The 16634-nt window shown below is 59.3% G+C and carries 14 protein-coding genes; 13 read left to right on the top strand and 1 reads right to left on the bottom strand.

What is annotated here, in order from left to right; all coding sequences use genetic code 11:
• Positions 1-2 precede the first annotated feature (2 nt).
• The 13 genes from lpxD (at position 3) to ispD (ending at position 15571) form a co-directional block, all read left to right on the top strand.
• Positions 3-1058, top strand: a complete 1056-nt coding sequence (gene lpxD / locus PLD_RS21150; protein ID WP_159896145.1) for a UDP-3-O-(3-hydroxymyristoyl)glucosamine N-acyltransferase — start codon at positions 3-5, stop codon at positions 1056-1058.
• Positions 1059-1167: 109 nt separating this feature from the next.
• Positions 1168-1608 (top strand): 3-hydroxyacyl-ACP dehydratase FabZ, encoded by a 441-nt coding sequence (gene fabZ, locus PLD_RS21155; RefSeq protein ID WP_007924058.1) that lies wholly within the window; start codon positions 1168-1170, stop codon positions 1606-1608.
• Positions 1605-2381 (top strand): acyl-ACP--UDP-N-acetylglucosamine O-acyltransferase, encoded by a 777-nt coding sequence (lpxA, locus tag PLD_RS21160; RefSeq protein ID WP_159896147.1) that lies wholly within the window; start codon positions 1605-1607, stop codon positions 2379-2381. Before fabZ ends, lpxA begins: the two co-directional genes overlap by 4 nt.
• A gap of 2 nt (positions 2382-2383) precedes the next feature.
• Positions 2384-3514: a lipid-A-disaccharide synthase gene (lpxB, locus tag PLD_RS21165; protein WP_159896149.1), complete on the top strand. Its 1131-nt coding sequence runs from the start codon at positions 2384-2386 to the stop codon at positions 3512-3514.
• A gap of 11 nt (positions 3515-3525) precedes the next feature.
• Positions 3526-4158 carry a ribonuclease HII gene (gene rnhB / locus PLD_RS21170; protein WP_159898183.1) on the top strand — a complete coding sequence of 211 codons (633 nt, stop codon included), beginning with the start codon at positions 3526-3528 and terminating at the stop codon, positions 4156-4158.
• Between the two features lie 69 nt (positions 4159-4227).
• Positions 4228-7749 (top strand): DNA polymerase III subunit alpha, encoded by a 3522-nt coding sequence (gene dnaE / locus PLD_RS21175; protein WP_159896151.1) that lies wholly within the window; start codon positions 4228-4230, stop codon positions 7747-7749.
• A gap of 139 nt (positions 7750-7888) precedes the next feature.
• Positions 7889-8836, top strand: coding sequence for an acetyl-CoA carboxylase carboxyltransferase subunit alpha (locus PLD_RS21180; protein WP_159896153.1), 948 nt, complete (start codon positions 7889-7891; stop codon positions 8834-8836).
• A 62-nt stretch (positions 8837-8898) separates the two neighbouring features.
• Positions 8899-10215: a tRNA lysidine(34) synthetase TilS gene (tilS, locus tag PLD_RS21185; protein ID WP_159896155.1), complete on the top strand. Its 1317-nt coding sequence runs from the start codon at positions 8899-8901 to the stop codon at positions 10213-10215.
• Positions 10216-10489: 274 nt separating this feature from the next.
• Positions 10490-12121 (top strand): CTP synthase, encoded by a 1632-nt coding sequence (locus PLD_RS21190; RefSeq protein ID WP_159896157.1) that lies wholly within the window; start codon positions 10490-10492, stop codon positions 12119-12121.
• Positions 12122-12126: 5 nt separating this feature from the next.
• Positions 12127-12972 (top strand): 3-deoxy-8-phosphooctulonate synthase, encoded by an 846-nt coding sequence (kdsA, locus tag PLD_RS21195; protein ID WP_042940934.1) that lies wholly within the window; start codon positions 12127-12129, stop codon positions 12970-12972.
• Between the two features lie 155 nt (positions 12973-13127).
• Positions 13128-14417, top strand: coding sequence for a phosphopyruvate hydratase (eno, locus tag PLD_RS21200; protein ID WP_159896159.1), 1290 nt, complete (start codon positions 13128-13130; stop codon positions 14415-14417).
• A 171-nt stretch (positions 14418-14588) separates the two neighbouring features.
• Positions 14589-14867 carry a cell division protein FtsB gene (ftsB, locus tag PLD_RS21205; protein WP_159896161.1) on the top strand — a complete coding sequence of 93 codons (279 nt, stop codon included), beginning with the start codon at positions 14589-14591 and terminating at the stop codon, positions 14865-14867.
• Complete coding sequence (gene ispD / locus PLD_RS21210; protein WP_159896163.1) at positions 14864-15571, top strand: 2-C-methyl-D-erythritol 4-phosphate cytidylyltransferase; 708 nt, start codon at positions 14864-14866, stop codon at positions 15569-15571. The genes ftsB and ispD overlap by 4 nt, the downstream gene beginning before the upstream one ends.
• Positions 15572-15678: 107 nt before the next feature.
• On the opposite strand, the gene PLD_RS21215 is transcribed toward ispD, so the two are convergent.
• Positions 15679-16578: a LysR family transcriptional regulator gene (locus tag PLD_RS21215; protein ID WP_159896165.1), complete on the bottom strand. Its 900-nt coding sequence runs from the start codon at positions 16576-16578 to the stop codon at positions 15679-15681.
• Between the last annotated feature and the right edge of the window lie 56 nt (positions 16579-16634).

Below are 16634 nucleotides of genomic sequence, written 5' to 3' on the forward strand. Positions count from 1 at the left end.
CCATGACCGCGACCATAAAACTCGGCCAGTTGGCCGAGTTCCTCGGCGCCACACTACGTGGTGACGCGGAGAAGGAAATCACTGGGCTAGCCACCTTGCAGGAGGCTGGCCCATCTCAGTTGAGCTTTTTGGCAAACCCGCAATATCGCAAGTACCTGGTGGATAGCCGGGCCGGTGCGGTACTGTTGAAGGCGGCTGATGCGCAAGCCCACGCCGGCGATGCACTGGTGGTGGCTGACCCCTACCTGTCCTACGCGCGCATTTCCCATCTGTTCGATCCAAAGCCCAAGTCGCCAGAGGGCGTTCATCCCTCTGCGGTGATCGCTGCCGATGCTTGGGTGGATCCTGCGGCCAGTATTGGCCCGTTCGCGGTGATCGAGAGCGGTGCGCGGATCGCGGCCGGGGTTACCGTTGGTGCCCATTGCTTCATCGGCGCGCGCTGTGAAATCGGCGAAGGTGGTTGGCTCGCCCCCCGTGTGACCCTGTACCACGATGTGCGTATCGGCAAGCGTGTGGTGATCCAGTCGGGTGCAGTGCTGGGCGGTGAAGGCTTCGGCTTCGCCAATGAGAAAGGCATCTGGCAGAAAATTGCGCAGATTGGTGGCGTGACCATCGGTGATGATGTCGAGATTGGCGTCAATACGGCAATCGACCGGGGGGCGTTAGCCGATACCCTGATCGGTAACGGCGTGAAGCTGGACAACCAGATCCAGATTGCTCACAACGTCCAGGTCGGTGATCACACCGCCATGGCCGCGTGCGTGGGGATTTCCGGCAGTACCAAAATCGGTAAGCACTGTATGCTCGCCGGCGGTGTGGGCCTGGTGGGGCACATCGAGATTTGCGACAACGTATTCCTCACCGGAATGACTATGGTGACCCACTCGATTACTGAACCGGGCGCCTATTCTTCCGGTACAGCCATGCAACCTGCTGCCGAGTGGCGCAAAAGCGCGGCACGTATCCGTCAGCTCGATGACCTTGCGCGGCGTCTACGACAGTTGGAAAAGCGCGTTGGGGACGTGACCCCCGACGGCAATGCTTCATCAGATGGCTGATACCATTTCCATATCAAGTGTGCACAGCCGCTAGACTGCCTCCTTGATTTGCTAGAGGGGCGTGCGTTAGGCGCACGCTCCCACTCTTTACTACAGGCTTCCTCCCGAAATGATGGACATCAACGAGATTCGCGAATACTTGCCCCACCGTTACCCTTTCCTGTTGGTGGATCGGGTCGTGGACTTGGATGTTGAGGGCAAGTGCATTCGTGCCTACAAGAATGTCAGCATCAACGAACCATTCTTCAATGGTCACTTCCCCGCGCATCCGATCATGCCGGGCGTGCTGATCATCGAAGCCATGGCTCAGGCTGCGGGTATTCTCGGTTTCAAGATGCTCGACGTGAAGCCCGCCGACGGCACCCTCTACTACTTCGTGGGCTCCGACAAGCTGCGCTTCCGTCAGCCGGTGCTGCCGGGGGACCAGTTGATCCTTGAGGCCAAGTTCATCAGTTGCAAGCGCCAGATCTGGAAGTTCGAGTGCCAGGCTTCGGTCGATGGCAAACCAGTCTGCTCCGCTGAAATCATCTGTGCGGAACGCAAACTATGAGTTTGATTGACCCTCGCGCAATCATCGATCCGACGGCCGTTCTGGCCGACGACGTTGAGGTTGGCCCGTGGTCGATCATCGGCGCTGGTGTGGAAATCGGCGAGGGTACAGTGATCGGGCCTCATGTGATCCTCAAGGGCCCCACCCGGATCGGTAAGCACAACCGCATCTACCAGTTTTCTTCGGTGGGTGAAGACACACCGGATCTGAAATACAAGGGTGAGGAAACCCGCCTGGTTATTGGTGACCACAACGTGATCCGCGAAGGGGTGACCATTCACCGTGGCACCGTACAGGACCGTTCCGAAACCACCCTGGGCGATCACAACCTGATCATGGCCTACGCCCACATTGGCCATGACAGCGTCATCGGCAACCACTGCATCCTGGTCAACAACACCGCGTTGGCCGGCCACGTGCACGTCGATGATTGGGCGATTCTCTCTGGTTTCACCCTAGTGCATCAGTACTGCCACATTGGCGCCCATAGCTTTTCTGGCATGGGCACCGCCATTGGTAAGGATGTACCAGCGTTTGTCACGGTGTTCGGTAACCCCGCCGAAGCCCGTAGCATGAACTTCGAAGGCATGCGCCGCCGTGGTTTCAGCGAAGATGCGATTTATGCCCTGCGTCGAGCCTACAAGGTGGTTTACCGCCAGGGGCTGACCGTTGACCAGGCGTTGGCCGAGCTGGCTGAGCCGGCTACGCTGTTTCCCGAAGTCGCGGTCTTTCGTGACTCGATCCAGTCTTCGACTCGCGGTATCACCCGTTAATCATGAACACTCTGCGTATTGCGTTGGTGGCTGGCGAAGCCTCCGGCGACATTCTCGGCGCCGGTTTGATGCGCGCCCTCAAGGCCCAACACCCGTCTGTCGAGTTCATCGGTGTTGGCGGTCCGCTGATGCAGGCAGAAGGCCTGGAATCTTATTTTCCCATGGAGCGTCTGGCGGTCATGGGCTTGGTGGAAGTGCTCGGGCGTCTGCGTGAGCTGCTGGCTCGACGCAAAAAGCTGATCCAGACCCTGATCGCCGAAAAACCGGATGTATTCATCGGTATCGACGCTCCGGACTTCACCCTGAATATCGAACTTAAACTGCGTCGGGCCGGGATCAAGACCGTGCATTACGTCAGTCCGTCCGTGTGGGCCTGGCGGCAGAAACGCGTGCTGAAGATCCGCGAAGGCTGTGATCTGATGCTGACCCTGTTTCCCTTCGAGGCGCGGTTCTATGAAGAGAAGGGCGTGCCTGTGAAGTTTGTCGGCCACTCTCTGGCTGATGCCATTCCGTTGCAAGCTGATCGGGCGGCAGCGCGTGTTGAGTTGGGCTTGCCGGATGGGCCGTTGGTGGCCTTGATGCCCGGCAGTCGCGGCGGTGAAGTCGGGCGTCTGGGGGCGCTGTTTCTCGACGCGGCCCAACGTCTGCGGGCCTTGCGCCCCGGGGTACGTTTCATCATGCCGTGCGCCAGTGCGGAGCGCCGGCTGCAGTTGGAAGAGTTGCTGGCCAGCCGCGACCTGCCGTTGACCTTGCTCGACGGGCAATCGCACAAGGCTCTGGCGGCCTGCGACGCGGTGTTGATCGCCTCGGGCACCGCGACCTTGGAAGCCCTGCTGTATAAGCGTCCGATGGTGGTGGCCTATCGTTTGGCGCCGCTGACCTTCTGGATCCTCAAGCGCATGGTCAAGAGCCCCTACATTTCCTTGCCTAACTTGCTGGCCCAGCGGTTGCTGGTGCCCGAGTTGCTGCAAGACGATGCCACTGCCGAAGCGCTGGCTCAGACGCTGTCGCCGCTGATTGAAGGGGGGGAAGAGCAAACCCGTGGCTTTGATGAAATCCATCGCACGCTGCGTCGCGATGCGTCCAACCAAGCCGCACAAGCGGTACTCGAACTGATCGGTACACCTCTGTGAGTCAATCAAAAATGCAAATGGGCCTGGATTTCACCTTGGTCGCCGATGCCGAGGATCTGGTGGCCGGTGTTGACGAGGTTGGCCGTGGGCCCTTGTGTGGCGCGGTGGTGACAGCGGCGGTGATTCTTGATCCAAAGCGGCCGATTCTTGGCCTTAACGACTCGAAGAAGCTCACCGAGGCCCGCCGTGAAAAGCTATTCGACGAGATTCGCGAAAAAGCCCTGAGCTGGTGCATTGCCCGGGCGGAAGTCGAAGAGATCGATGAATTGAACATCCTTCATGCCACGATGCTGGCCATGCAGAGGGCGGTGGAAGGTCTGAGCGTGACGCCGAAGCTGGCGATGATCGACGGCAATCGCTGCCCGAAGCTGGCCATGCCGGCAGAAGCGGTGGTCAAAGGCGATAGCAAGGTGCCGGCGATCGCCGCGGCGTCGATTCTGGCCAAGGTCAGCCGCGACCGTGAAATGGCGGCTTTCGAATCCATCTACCCCGGTTATGGCATCGGTGGTCACAAGGGGTATCCAACCCCGGTGCATCTGGAGGCCTTGGCCCGTTTGGGACCAACGCCGATTCACCGACGCTCCTTTGCCCCCGTGCGCCAGGCCTATGAAGCGCTTGAGGCTCAGGGCGAGATGCTGTCCTGAGGCTGATGTTTTAGTCAGGGCCCGGTACAATCCGGGCCTTGTTGTTTTCGCGTTTATTACAGGATCACTATGCCGGCTTCATTCGTTCATCTGCGCCTGCACACTGAGTACTCCCTGGTTGACGGTCTGGTGCGGATCAAGCCGCTGGTCAAGGCCCTTACCGGCATGGGCATGCCGGCGGTAGCGGTGACTGACCAGAACAACATGTGTTCCTTGGTCAAGTTCTACAAAAACAGCATGGGCGCCGGGATCAAGCCGATCTGCGGCGCCGACTTGTGGCTGTCGAACAAAGACCCCGATAACCCCTTGAGCCGTATCAGCCTGCTGGCGATGAATGCCTTGGGTTATCGCAACCTGACCGAGCTGATTTCCCGCGGCTTTATCGAAGGTCAGCGCAATGGTCAGATCATCATCGAGCGCGAATGGGTAGCGCAGGCCGCAGAAGGCTTGATCATGCTCTCGGCGGCCAAGGAAGGCGAGATCGGCATGGCCCTGATCGCCGGCGACCTGGAGGTCGCCGAAACCCTGGCCCGGGAGTGGATGGCGGTTTTTCCGGATCGTTTCTACCTGGAGGTGCAGCGCACCAACCGGCCCAATGATGAAGAGCACCTGCATGCGGCGGTGGCGCTGGCCGACAAGATCGGTGCGCCGCTGGTGGCCACCAACGATGTGCGCTTTATCAAGCAGGAAGATTTCGAAGCCCACGAAACCCGGGTCTGCATTGGCGAAGGCCGGGCCCTGGATGACCCGCGCCGCTCGAAGAATTACAGCGATCAGCAGTACCTGAAAAGCGCCGAGGAAATGGCCGAACTGTTCAGTGACCTGCCCGAGGCGCTGGAAAACACGGTCGAGATCGCCAAACGCTGCAATATCGAGGTCAAGCTGGGTAAGCACTTCTTGCCCGACTACCCGATTCCCGATGGCATGACCATCGACGAGTACTTCCGCAAGGTTTCGTTTGACGGGTTGGAAGAGCGCCTTAGCGTGCTGCTGCCCAAAGACACCACCGAGGACTATGAAGCCAAGCGCCAGGTGTATGTCGACCGGCTGAATTTCGAGCTGGATATCATCATCCAGATGGGCTTTCCCGGTTACTTCCTGATCGTTATGGACTTTATCCAGTGGGCCAAGAGCAATGGCGTGCCGGTGGGCCCCGGGCGAGGGTCGGGTGCGGGGTCGTTGGTGGCCTATGTACAGAAGATCACCGACCTTGACCCACTGGAATACGACCTGCTGTTCGAACGTTTCCTTAACCCGGAACGGGTATCCATGCCCGACTTCGACGTCGACTTCTGCATGGACGGCCGTGACCGGGTGATTGACTACGTGGCCGAGAAATACGGTCGCAATGCGGTGAGCCAGATCATCACCTTCGGTTCCATGGCGGCCAAGGCGGTGGTACGTGACGTGGCGCGGGTCCAGGGCAAGTCCTATGGTCTGGCCGACCGTCTGTCGAAGATGATCCCCTTCGAAGTCGGCATGACGCTGGAAAAAGCCTTTGATCAGGAAGAGATCCTGCGGGACTTCATCAAGGTCGATGAAGAAGCGGCGGAAATCTGGGAGATGGCGCGCAAGCTCGAAGGCGTGGTGCGTAACGTCGGCAAACACGCCGGTGGTGTGGTGATCGCGCCCACCAAGCTCACGGACTTCTCGCCTATTTATTGCGATGAAGAGGGTGGCGGCCTGGTAACCCAGTTCGACAAGGATGACGTCGAGGCGGCCGGTCTGGTGAAGTTCGACTTCCTCGGTCTGCGGACCCTGACCATCATCGATTGGGCACTGAAAACCATCAACCGCGATCGGGCCAAGGTTGGCGAGGAACCGCTGGATATCGCCTTTATCCCGCTGGACGACAAGCCGACCTACAGCCTGTTGCAGAAAGCTGAAACCACCGCGGTGTTCCAGCTTGAATCCCGGGGCATGAAGGAACTGATCAAGAAGCTCAAGCCCGACTGCCTGGAAGACTTGATCGCACTGGTGGCCCTGTTCCGTCCGGGGCCGCTGCAATCGGGCATGGTGGATGACTTCATCAACCGTAAGCACGGTCGCGCCGAGCTGGCCTACCCGCATCCGGACTATCAATACGAAGGCTTGCGGCCAGTACTGGCGCCGACCTACGGCATCATCCTGTATCAGGAACAGGTGATGCAGATTGCTCAGGTCATGGCCGGTTACACCCTCGGTGGCGCCGACATGCTGCGCCGGGCCATGGGTAAGAAGAAACCCGAGGAGATGGCCAAGCAGCGTGGCGGTTTCATCGAGGGGTGCGCCAACAACAATATCGATGCCGACCTGGCGGGCAACATCTTCGACCTGGTGGAAAAATTCGCCGGTTACGGTTTTAACAAGTCCCACTCCGCCGCCTACGGCCTGGTGTCGTATCAGACCGCTTGGTTGAAGGCTCACTACCCGGCGCCGTTCATGGCGGCGGTACTCTCCGCGGATATGCACAACACCGACAAGGTCGTGACCTTGATCGAGGAAGTGCGGACCATGAAACTGCGCCTCGACGCGCCGGATGTGAACACCTCGGAGTTCAAGTTCACGGTGAACGACGAAGGGCGCATCGTGTATGGCCTGGGAGCGATCAAGGGGGTGGGCGAGGGGCCGGTGGAAGCCATTACCGAAGCCCGTGTGCAGGGGCCGTTCAAGGACCTGTTCGACTTCTGTGCCCGGGTCGACCTCAAACGCATCAATAAGCGCACCCTGGACGGTCTGATCCGCAGTGGTGCCTTGGATCGTCTGGGGCCGCATTTCTTTGATGAACCCAAGGCCTATCAAGCCAATATCGATCAGAACCGCGCGGTGCTCCTGGCGGCGATGGAAGAGGCGATCAAGGCGGCCGAACAAACTGCCCGCACCCACGACAGTGGCCACGACGACCTGTTCGGCGGTGTGTTCGTCGAAGAAGACGCGGACGTCTATGCCAATCATCGCAAGGCCAAGGAACTGACCCTCAAGGAGCGACTGAAGGGCGAGAAGGATACCCTCGGCCTGTACCTGACCGGGCACCCAATCGACGAGTACGAAGGCGAGATCCGCCGCTTTGCTCGTCAGCGCATTGTCGACCTGAAGCCTGCCCGGGATACCCAGACGGTGGCGGGCATGATCATTGCCCTGCGGGTGATGAAGAACAAAAAAGGCGACAAGATGGGCTTCATCACCCTTGATGACCGCTCCGGGCGCATCGAGGCTTCGTTGTTTGCCGATGCGTTCCATTCGGCGCAGTCGTTGTTGCAGACCGATGCCATGGTGGTCGTTGAAGGCGAGGTCAGTAATGACGATTTCTCCGGCGGCCTGCGTCTGCGGGTCAAGCGGGTGATGAGTATGGAGGACGCGCGAACCAATCTGGCAGAAAGCTTGCGTCTGAAAGTTCATGCCGATGCCCTGAAGGGCGATCAGCTACGCTGGCTTGGGGAATTGTTCAAGCGTCACCGCGGCGCCTGCCCGATTACCATGGAATACACCCGGGATGACGCCAAAGCCTTGCTGCAGTTCGGCGAGAACTGGCGAATTGATCCGGCGGACAGCTTGATTCAAGCGCTGCGTGACCAGTTCGGGCGAGACAACGTCTTCCTCCAATACCGTTGACGGTAAGGCGCCACTATTGGGCCTTGCCGTTGCTTGAATTTTTAATCTCGACCTCAACGCGTCCGTCCCTTAAGGTAGGGCGCGAATAGACAACCGGCCGGCCCAAGCTCCCTTGGACGTCGAGCCCAGACGGACGCCTATGAACCCGAATTTTCTTGATTTCGAACAGCCGATCGCCGACCTGCAAGCCAAGATCGAAGAGTTGCGCTTGGTCGGTAATGACAATTCGCTGAATATCGGCGATGAGATTTCCCGCCTGCAGGACAAGAGCAATACCCTGACCGAGGACATCTTCGGCAAGCTCACCAGCTGGCAGATCGCACGTCTGGCGCGGCACCCGCGTCGTCCTTACACCCTGGATTACATCCAGCACATCTTCACCGAGTTCGACGAGTTGCATGGCGATCGCCACTTCTCCGACGACGCGGCGATTGTCGGCGGTGTTGCTCGCCTGGACGAGCAGCCGGTGATGATCATCGGTCACCAGAAGGGCCGTGAAGTGCGCGAGAAAGTTCGCCGCAACTTCGGCATGCCGCGTCCAGAAGGCTACCGCAAGGCCTGCCGCCTGATGGAAATGGCCGAACGCTTCAAAATGCCGATCCTGACCTTTATCGATACCCCGGGCGCTTACCCGGGCATCGACGCCGAAGAGCGCAACCAGAGCGAAGCAATTGCCTGGAACCTGCGCGTCATGGCGCGCCTGAAGACCCCAATCATCGCCACCGTGATCGGTGAGGGGGGGTCGGGTGGTGCCTTGGCAATTGGTGTTTGCGATCAGTTGAACATGCTGCAGTACTCCACCTACGCGGTGATCTCGCCAGAAGGCTGCGCTTCGATCCTCTGGAAAACCTCGGAAAAAGCCGCGGATGCCGCAGAAGCCATGGGCATCACTGCCGAGCGCCTGAAAGGCTTGGGGATTGTCGACAAAGTCATTGGTGAGCCCTTGGGCGGCGCCCATCGCGACCCGGCTGCTGCTGCGGCGTCGATCCGTGCCGAGCTCAGCTCGCAACTGGCGATGCTCAAGGAGATGGATAACGACACCTTGCTGGCTCGTCGTTATGAGCGTCTGATGAGCTACGGTCTCTAACAGACCCTCGCTCCCGCTTGTAGGAGCAGCCGGTCGGCCGCTCCTACAGGTCTTGAAGTTGTATGAATCCTCTCTCCGTCAAACTGCTGCAAAACCTTACGCCCTGGCGCGATGCCACGACTTGGCGTGTGGCCTTCTCAGGTGGGCTTGACTCCACTGTCCTGCTGCATCTTCTCGCCGATCTCGCGCAAAACCATCGTCTTCCGCTCCTGTCGGCTGTGCATGTTCATCACGGTCTGCAAGCCGCTGCAGATGCCTGGCCGAGTCATTGTCAGGCGGTCTGCGCTGCGCTGGGCGTGCCTTTGCAGGTAGTTCATGTGCAAGTACGGGCCGGTGCCAGCCTGGAGCGCGCTGCCCGTGAGGCGCGTTATGGCGCTTTTGCAGGATTGACCCAGGCCAATGAGTTGCTGCTGACGGCGCAGCACCGTGACGATCAAGCGGAGACTCTATTGTTTCGTCTGTTACGCGGCGCTGGGGTCCGGGGCTTGTCGGCGATGCCGGACTGTCGGCCGCTGGGGCGCGGGCATTTGCTGCGGCCTTTGCTCAGCGCCTCTCGCGCCGAGCTTGAACGTTATGCTGTCGAGCATCGCCTGACATGGGTCGAGGACCCTTCCAATGCCGATCCCCAGTACTCGCGCAATTACCTGCGGCATCAGGTCATGCCGTCGTTGCTGGCGCGCTGGCCCCAGGCTGTGGCCAGTATGAGTCGCAGTGCGGCGCACTTGAACGAGGCACAGGGCTTGCTGGACGACTTGGCGCGGATGGACCTGGCAGCCGCCGAAGGTGGGGGCGATTTCCCATGGTTAGGTTTGCCTTCGCTGGCCCTTGCGCCATTGCAGCATTTGTCCCCCGCGCGTCAGCGCAATGCGTTGAGTCATTGGCTCAGCAGGTTGACTCGTTTGCCGGACACCGATCACTGGGCCGGCTGGGAAAGCCTGCGGGACGCTGCCGGATCAGGGCAGCCGCTGTGGCGTTTGGCAGATGGCGAATTGCGGCGTGGAGGAGGACGTATCTGGTGGCTGTCGGGTCCTTGGCTGCAGCCCATTGGCGAAGGGGCGCAATGGGTTGATCCGCTCAATCCATTGCCATTGCCTGGGAATGGCTATGTCTGTTTCAGCGGTCAGGCACCGGGCGGACCATTGCGCATTCGTTACCGCCAGGGAGGGGAGGTGATGCAACTGGGCGGGCGCGGTCATCGTGACCTCAAGCGGTTGCTTAACGAGTCCGGGTTGCCGAGCTTCGCCCGTGGCAGATTGCCGCTGCTGTATCAGGAAGAGCGGTTGCTTGCGGCGGCTAACCTGCCAGGGTTTGGCGCAAACGCCCAGGCTGAGTGGCAGTTGCATTGGATGCCTCCGACCAGCGATCAAGGTTTGAGCTGAAAGGGGCTTTCCGGTAGACTACGCTCCCTTCTTGATACAACTTCTGTGGATTCGCCTGAATTACAGGAGTTGCCGATTACCAAGCAGTCTTTGCTGGGCGATTCCAAAAAATGTGTAGCGAGCAACCTACCGGTGTTTTTGCATCCGGTCTGTCACCACGCGGCGGTTTTTTTGAAAGGTGCACTGTGATTAATGCAGGTGATCGGGGGCTTCGGCCTTCCTTCGCTTTCCCCGGCGGCACTGACCGCTTTAACGCAGACTTCTAGGGTTTTTCATGACGCGCTACATATTCGTCACGGGCGGTGTTGTTTCTTCATTGGGGAAAGGCATTGCCTCGGCTTCATTGGCGGCCATCCTGGAGGCGCGGGGACTTAAGGTCACCATGCTCAAGCTGGACCCGTACATTAACGTCGACCCGGGCACCATGAGCCCGTTCCAGCACGGCGAAGTGTTCGTCACCCACGACGGCGCCGAGACCGACCTGGACCTGGGCCACTACGAGCGGTTCATCCGCACGACCATGACCCAGAACAACAACTTCACCACTGGCCGTGTCTACGAACATGTGCTGCGCAAGGAACGCCGCGGTGATTACTTGGGCGCCACCATCCAGGTGATCCCGCACATCACCGACGAAATCAAGCGCCGCATTATCAAGGGTGCCGGTGATGCCGATGTGGCCATGGTCGAGATCGGTGGCACCGTGGGTGACATTGAGTCGCAACCGTTCCTGGAAGCCATTCGTCAACTGCGTTTCGAAGTCGGCGCCAAGCGCGCGATGCTGATGCACTTGACCCTGGTTCCGTACATCGCCACGGCTGGCGAAACCAAGACCAAACCGACCCAGCATTCGGTCAAGGAGTTGCGTTCCATCGGCCTGCAGCCGGACGTGCTGGTGTGTCGCTCCGATCATCCGATCGATATCTCCTCGCGTCGCAAGATCGCTCAGTTCACCAACGTTGAAGAGCGTGCAGTGATTGGCCTGGAAGACGCCGACACCATTTACAAGATCCCGGGCATCCTGCACTCCCAGGGGCTGGATGATTTCGTCGTCGAGCGTTTTGGCCTGCAATGCGCCGGTGCTGATCTGTCCGAGTGGGAGGCAGTGGTCGATGCCAAGCTCAACCCCGAGCACGAAGTCACCATCGCTATGGTTGGCAAGTACATGGAACTGCTGGACGCCTACAAATCGCTGATCGAAGCGATGAGTCACGCTGGCATCAGCAACCGCACCAAGGTCAATCTGCGCTACATCGATTCCGAAGACATCGAGAACCAGGGCACTGCACTGCTGGAAGGCGTCGATGCGATCCTGGTTCCGGGCGGCTTCGGTCTGCGTGGCGTGGAAGGCAAGATCACCGCTGTGCAATACGCTCGCGAAAACAAGGTGCCTTATCTGGGCATTTGCCTGGGCATGCAGGTGGCGGTCATCGAGTTCGCCCGTAACGTCATGGGTTGGAAAGACGCCAACTCCACCGAGTTCGATCGTGCCAGTGGCCATCCAGTGGTCGGCCTGATCACCGAGTGGGAAGACGCCACCGGCTCCGTTGAAGTGCGTACCGAAGCCTCCGACTTGGGAGGCACCATGCGCCTGGGCGCCCAGGACTGCCTGCTGGAACCGGGCTCCAAGGTTCACGATTGCTACGCCAAGGACGTTATCGTCGAGCGTCACCGCCATCGTTATGAAGTGAACAACAAGCTGCTGCCTCAACTGATCGACGCAGGCCTGAAAGTCTCCGGTCGTTCCGGTGATGGCGCGCTGGTTGAAGTGGTCGAGGCGGCGGATCATCCATGGTTCGTCGCTTGCCAGTTCCACCCTGAGTTCACCTCGACGCCACGTGACGGTCACCCGCTGTTCAGTGGTTTCGTCAAAGCTGCATTGGCTCAACACCAGAAGAAGGCGTGAACCTGATGGCGCAAAAGATCATCCGCGTAGGCAACATCGAAATCGCCAACGACAAACCGATGGTGCTGTTCGGCGGCATGAACGTGCTGGAAAGCCGCGACATGGCCATGCAGGTCTGTGAGGAGTACGTACGGGTGACCGAAAAGCTCGGCATCCCCTACGTGTTCAAGGCCAGCTTCGACAAGGCCAACCGTTCCTCGGTGACCTCTTATCGTGGTCCCGGCCTGGAAGAGGGCATGCGGATTTTCGAAGACGTGAAGCAGGCCTTTGGCGTACCGATCATCACCGACGTCCACGAACCGGCTCAGGCCGCCGTGGTCGCCGAAGTCTGCGACATCATCCAGCTGCCGGCCTTCCTGTCGCGGCAGACCGACTTGGTGGTGGCCATGGCCAAGACCGGTGCGGTGATCAACATCAAGAAAGCCCAGTTCCTCGCGCCTCAGGAAATGAAACACATCCTGAGCAAGTGCGAAGAAGCGGGTAACGATCAGTTGATCCTCTGTGAGCGTGGTTCCAGCTTCGGTTACAACAACCTGGTGGTGGACATGCTCGGCTTCGGCATCATGAAGCAGTTCGAGTACCCAGTGTTCTTCGACGTTACCCATGCGCTGCAGATGCCTGGCGGTCGTGCTGACTCGGCCGGTGGTCGCCGTGCTCAAGTCACTGACCTGGCCAAGGCCGGTATGAGCCAATCCCTGGCGGGCCTGTTTCTGGAAGCCCATCCGGACCCCGATCACGCCAAGTGCGATGGTCCTTGCGCTCTGCGTCTGGACAAGCTGGAGCCTTTCCTGGCCCAGCTCAAGGCTCTGGATGAACTGGTCAAGAGTTTTCCGACGGTAGAAACCGCCTAGATCCGATTTCTCCGGTAAAGTACCGCACGATTATTGCTCAGGCCCTCGGGTCTGAGTTTTATCGTCTGCAAGACTGCCCGCTTTCCTCGCCTTGCCGACGGTCAAAAATTTCCTACAGCTGCGTCGTTTTCGTCAACTTTGGAGTGTTTACAACAATGGCAAAAATCGTCGACATCAAAGGTCGTGAAGTTCTCGACTCCCGTGGCAACCCCACTGTCGAAGCGGACGTGCTTCTCGACAACGGCATCATCGGCAGTGCGTGCGCGCCGTCTGGTGCTTCCACCGGTTCCCGTGAAGCGTTGGAGCTGCGTGATGGCGACAAGAGCCGTTACCTGGGCAAGGGTGTGCTCAAGGCGGTAGCCAACATCAACGGTCCGATCCGCGACCTGTTGCTGGGTAAAGACCCGATCGAGCAGAAGGCGCTGGACCAGGCGATGATCGCGCTGGACGGTACCGAGAACAAAGCGACCCTGGGCGCCAACGCGATTCTCGCCGTGTCCCTGGCAGCAGCCAAAGCAGCCGCTCAAGACCAGGACCTGCCGCTGTACGCCCACATCGCCAATCTCAATGGCACGCCAGGTGTCTACTCGATGCCGGTACCGATGATGAACATCATCAACGGTGGCGAGCACGCCGATAACAACGTCGACATCCAGGAGTTCATGGTGCAGCCGGTTGGCGCCAAGTCCTTCTCGGAAGGCCTGCGCATGGGCACCGAAATTTTCCATCACCTTAAAGCTGTGCTCAAGGCCCGTGGCCTGAACACTGCGGTGGGCGACGAAGGTGGTTTTGCGCCCAACCTGGCCTCCAACGAAGATGCGCTGAAAGTCATCTCCGAAGCCGTGGCCAACGCGGGTTACACCCTGGGTACTGACGTGACCCTGGCGCTGGACTGCGCCGCCAGCGAGTTCTACGAAGACGGCAAATACAACCTGTCCGGCGAAGGCCAGGTGTTCACCGCCGAAGGTTTCGCCGAGTACCTGAAAGGCCTGACCCAGCGTTACCCAATCATCTCCATCGAAGATGGCCTGGATGAGTCTGACTGGGCTGGCTGGAAAATCCTCACCGACAAGATCGGCGAAAAGGTGCAACTGGTGGGTGACGATCTGTTCGTGACCAATACCAAGATCCTCAAAGAGGGCATCGACAAGAAGATCGCCAACTCGATCCTGATCAAGTTCAACCAGATCGGCACCCTGACCGAAACCCTGGAAGCCATCCAGATGGCCAAGGCCGCTGGTTACACCGCCGTGATCTCTCACCGTTCCGGTGAAACCGAGGATTCGACCATTGCCGACCTGGCCGTGGGGACGTCGGCTGGCCAGATCAAGACCGGCTCCCTGTGCCGTTCCGACCGCGTATCCAAATACAACCAATTGCTGCGTATCGAAGAGCAATTGAACGGCAAGGCCAAGTACAACGGTCGTGCTGAGTTTCGCGGTTAAGCCTTAGGTGGTAAAAAGACAGCGGATTGTGTCGGGAAAGTCTCAACACTGAGTTTTTACCACTAATCTGATGCCTTAAGAGCACAAGCCTGGGTCTTCCAGGCTTCGTGCTATCAGTAGCTCCGAAGTTGTTGGCATGGCAGTCTTTTTTCACTGGATACCCGATATTCGATGCGCAGTCCCAATTGGTTGTTCCTGGTCTTGCTCCTGCTGCTGGCTGGCTTGCAGTACCGCCTGTGGGTGGGGGACGGCAGTTTGGCCCAGGTTGCTGACTTGACTCAGCAGATTGCCGACCAGCGTTCTGAAAATGAACGTTTGCTGGAGCGAAATCGCGTGCTTTATGCGGAAGTCCTGGAGCTGAAGAAAGGCATGGAGACCGTTGAAGAACGGGCTCGCCATGAATTGGGCATGGTCAAGGAGGGTGAAACCCTCTACCAGTTGGCCCAATGAGCGAAAAATTACCGGCCTTCTGGGCCGTGATTCCTGCCGCGGGCATTGGTGCTCGCATGGCTGCGGACCGTCCCAAGCAGTACCTGCAATTGGGCGGACGTACCATTCTCGAACACAGCCTTGGCTGTTTTCTCGATCACCCTGGCCTTAAGGGACTGGTGGTCAGTCTGGCGCTTGATGATCCTTATTGGCCGACCTTGGCCTGTGCCGATGATTCGCGCATCCAGCGGGTCGAAGGGGGGGCGGAGCGCTCCGGTTCGGTGCTCAATGCATTGCTCCATCTGCACGCCCAGGGGGCTGCTGATGAGGATTGGGTGCTGGTTCACGATGCCGCACGACCGAATCTTTCTCGGGATGACCTGGACAAGCTGCTGGCTGAGTTGGCGGCGGATCCGGTGGGTGGTCTGCTGGCAGTGCCGGCCCGTGACACTCTGAAGCGAATTGATAAACACGGTCGGGTACTGGAAACCGTGGATCGCAGCCTGATCTGGCAAGCCTATACGCCGCAGATGTTCCGCCTTGGGGCCTTGCATCGTGCTCTGGCCGACAGCCTGGTAGCGGATGTGGCGATTACCGACGAAGCATCGGCCATGGAGTGGGCCGGCCAGGCACCGCGGCTGATCGAAGGGCGCTCCGATAACCTCAAGGTTACTCGCCCCGAAGACCTGGAATGGCTGCGCCAGCGCTGGTCCAATCGGCCTTGAGTGGTGATGCGCTGAACCTTGTGCCACTGCCGCAGGTTGCGAGCGACGCTGAAGGGCGGTGCGGCGCTTGAGGGAGTTGTGGGCCTTGTCGCAGTCTGCGGCTGAGGCTACAAATCGCGGTACTCCGGGCGAGCGGCCAAGCCATGCTTGAGATAATCCACCAGCTTGCGCACTTTTGGCGACAGGTGACGTTGTTGCGGATACAGCGCCCAGACGGCGGTGTTGGGCGGCTGGTGGGCTTCCAGCAAAGAGATCAGGGTACCGTTTTGCAGGTGTTCCAATACGTAGTAATCCGGCAACTGACACAGTCCAACCCCTTGTAGTGCAGCCTCCAGTACCGCCTGCCCGCTATTACAGCGCCAATTTCCCTGCACCCGTTGCGAAAACTCCCGTCCATCCTGTACCAATTGCCAGAGGTCCGAACTGCCCACCAGGCAGTTGTGGCGGTTCAGTTCCGAGAGGCTGTGGGGGCGCCCGTAGCGCTCCAGGTAAGAAGGTGAGGCGCACAGGTACATGCGTCGCGGGGCGAGGCGAGTGGCTACCAGGCGTGAGTCCTGCAAACGTCCCAGGCGAATTGCCAGGTCCAGCCCTTCATGCACCAGATCGAGGGTTCGGTTGCTCAGTTCGATGTCCACCCGCAGTTGTGGATAGAGCCCCATGAAGCGAGTTACCAGCGGCACGATAAAGCGTTCGCCGTAAGCCACCGCACAGGTCATGCGCAGCATGCCCTTAGGCTCGCTGGTCAGGTCGCCCACGGCTCGTAACGCTTCGTCGCGTCCGTCCTGTAGACGCTGGCAGTGCTGAAGAAAGGTTTGCCCGGCTTCGGTCAAAGTCACTCGGCGGGTGCTTCGATACAACAGTCGGGTCTGCAGACGCTCTTCAAGGCGCGCCACCTGGCGGCTTATATGGGATGAGGACACGCCCAGGCGCTCGGCGGCTGCGGTGAACTGGCTGCATTCGGCGACGGCGACAAATTCGTCGATACCCTCCCAGCGGTTTTCAATCATTGATTATCCCTGCATAGCAATAATGTTTTGCTTTTACCTGGATTATTCATCGCATC

The sequence above is a fragment of the Pseudomonas sp. LD120 genome, assembly GCF_009861525.1.
GTDB lineage: Bacteria > Pseudomonadota > Gammaproteobacteria > Pseudomonadales > Pseudomonadaceae > Aquipseudomonas.

Bases quoted from the DNA above. Each gene is read 5' to 3' on its own strand.
- PLD_RS21190 (WP_159896157.1), top strand. From the start codon at position 10,490: ATGACGCGCTACATATTCGTCACGGGCGGTGTTGTTTCTTCATTGGGG.
- lpxA (WP_159896147.1), top strand. From the start codon at position 1,605: ATGAGTTTGATTGACCCTCGCGCAATCATCGATCCGACGGCCGTTCTG.
- ftsB (WP_159896161.1), top strand. From the start codon at position 14,589: ATGCGCAGTCCCAATTGGTTGTTCCTGGTCTTGCTCCTGCTGCTGGCT.
- lpxB (WP_159896149.1), top strand. From the start codon at position 2,384: ATGAACACTCTGCGTATTGCGTTGGTGGCTGGCGAAGCCTCCGGCGAC.
- PLD_RS21180 (WP_159896153.1), top strand. From the start codon at position 7,889: ATGAACCCGAATTTTCTTGATTTCGAACAGCCGATCGCCGACCTGCAA.
- tilS (WP_159896155.1), top strand. From the start codon at position 8,899: ATGAATCCTCTCTCCGTCAAACTGCTGCAAAACCTTACGCCCTGGCGC.
- lpxD (WP_159896145.1), top strand. From the start codon at position 3: ATGACCGCGACCATAAAACTCGGCCAGTTGGCCGAGTTCCTCGGCGCC.
- dnaE (WP_159896151.1), top strand. From the start codon at position 4,228: ATGCCGGCTTCATTCGTTCATCTGCGCCTGCACACTGAGTACTCCCTG.
- eno (WP_159896159.1), top strand. From the start codon at position 13,128: ATGGCAAAAATCGTCGACATCAAAGGTCGTGAAGTTCTCGACTCCCGT.
- fabZ (WP_007924058.1), top strand. From the start codon at position 1,168: ATGATGGACATCAACGAGATTCGCGAATACTTGCCCCACCGTTACCCT.
- rnhB (WP_159898183.1), top strand. From the start codon at position 3,526: ATGCAAATGGGCCTGGATTTCACCTTGGTCGCCGATGCCGAGGATCTG.
- PLD_RS21215 (WP_159896165.1), bottom strand. From the start codon at position 16,578: ATGATTGAAAACCGCTGGGAGGGTATCGACGAATTTGTCGCCGTCGCC.
- ispD (WP_159896163.1), top strand. From the start codon at position 14,864: ATGAGCGAAAAATTACCGGCCTTCTGGGCCGTGATTCCTGCCGCGGGC.
- kdsA (WP_042940934.1), top strand. From the start codon at position 12,127: ATGGCGCAAAAGATCATCCGCGTAGGCAACATCGAAATCGCCAACGAC.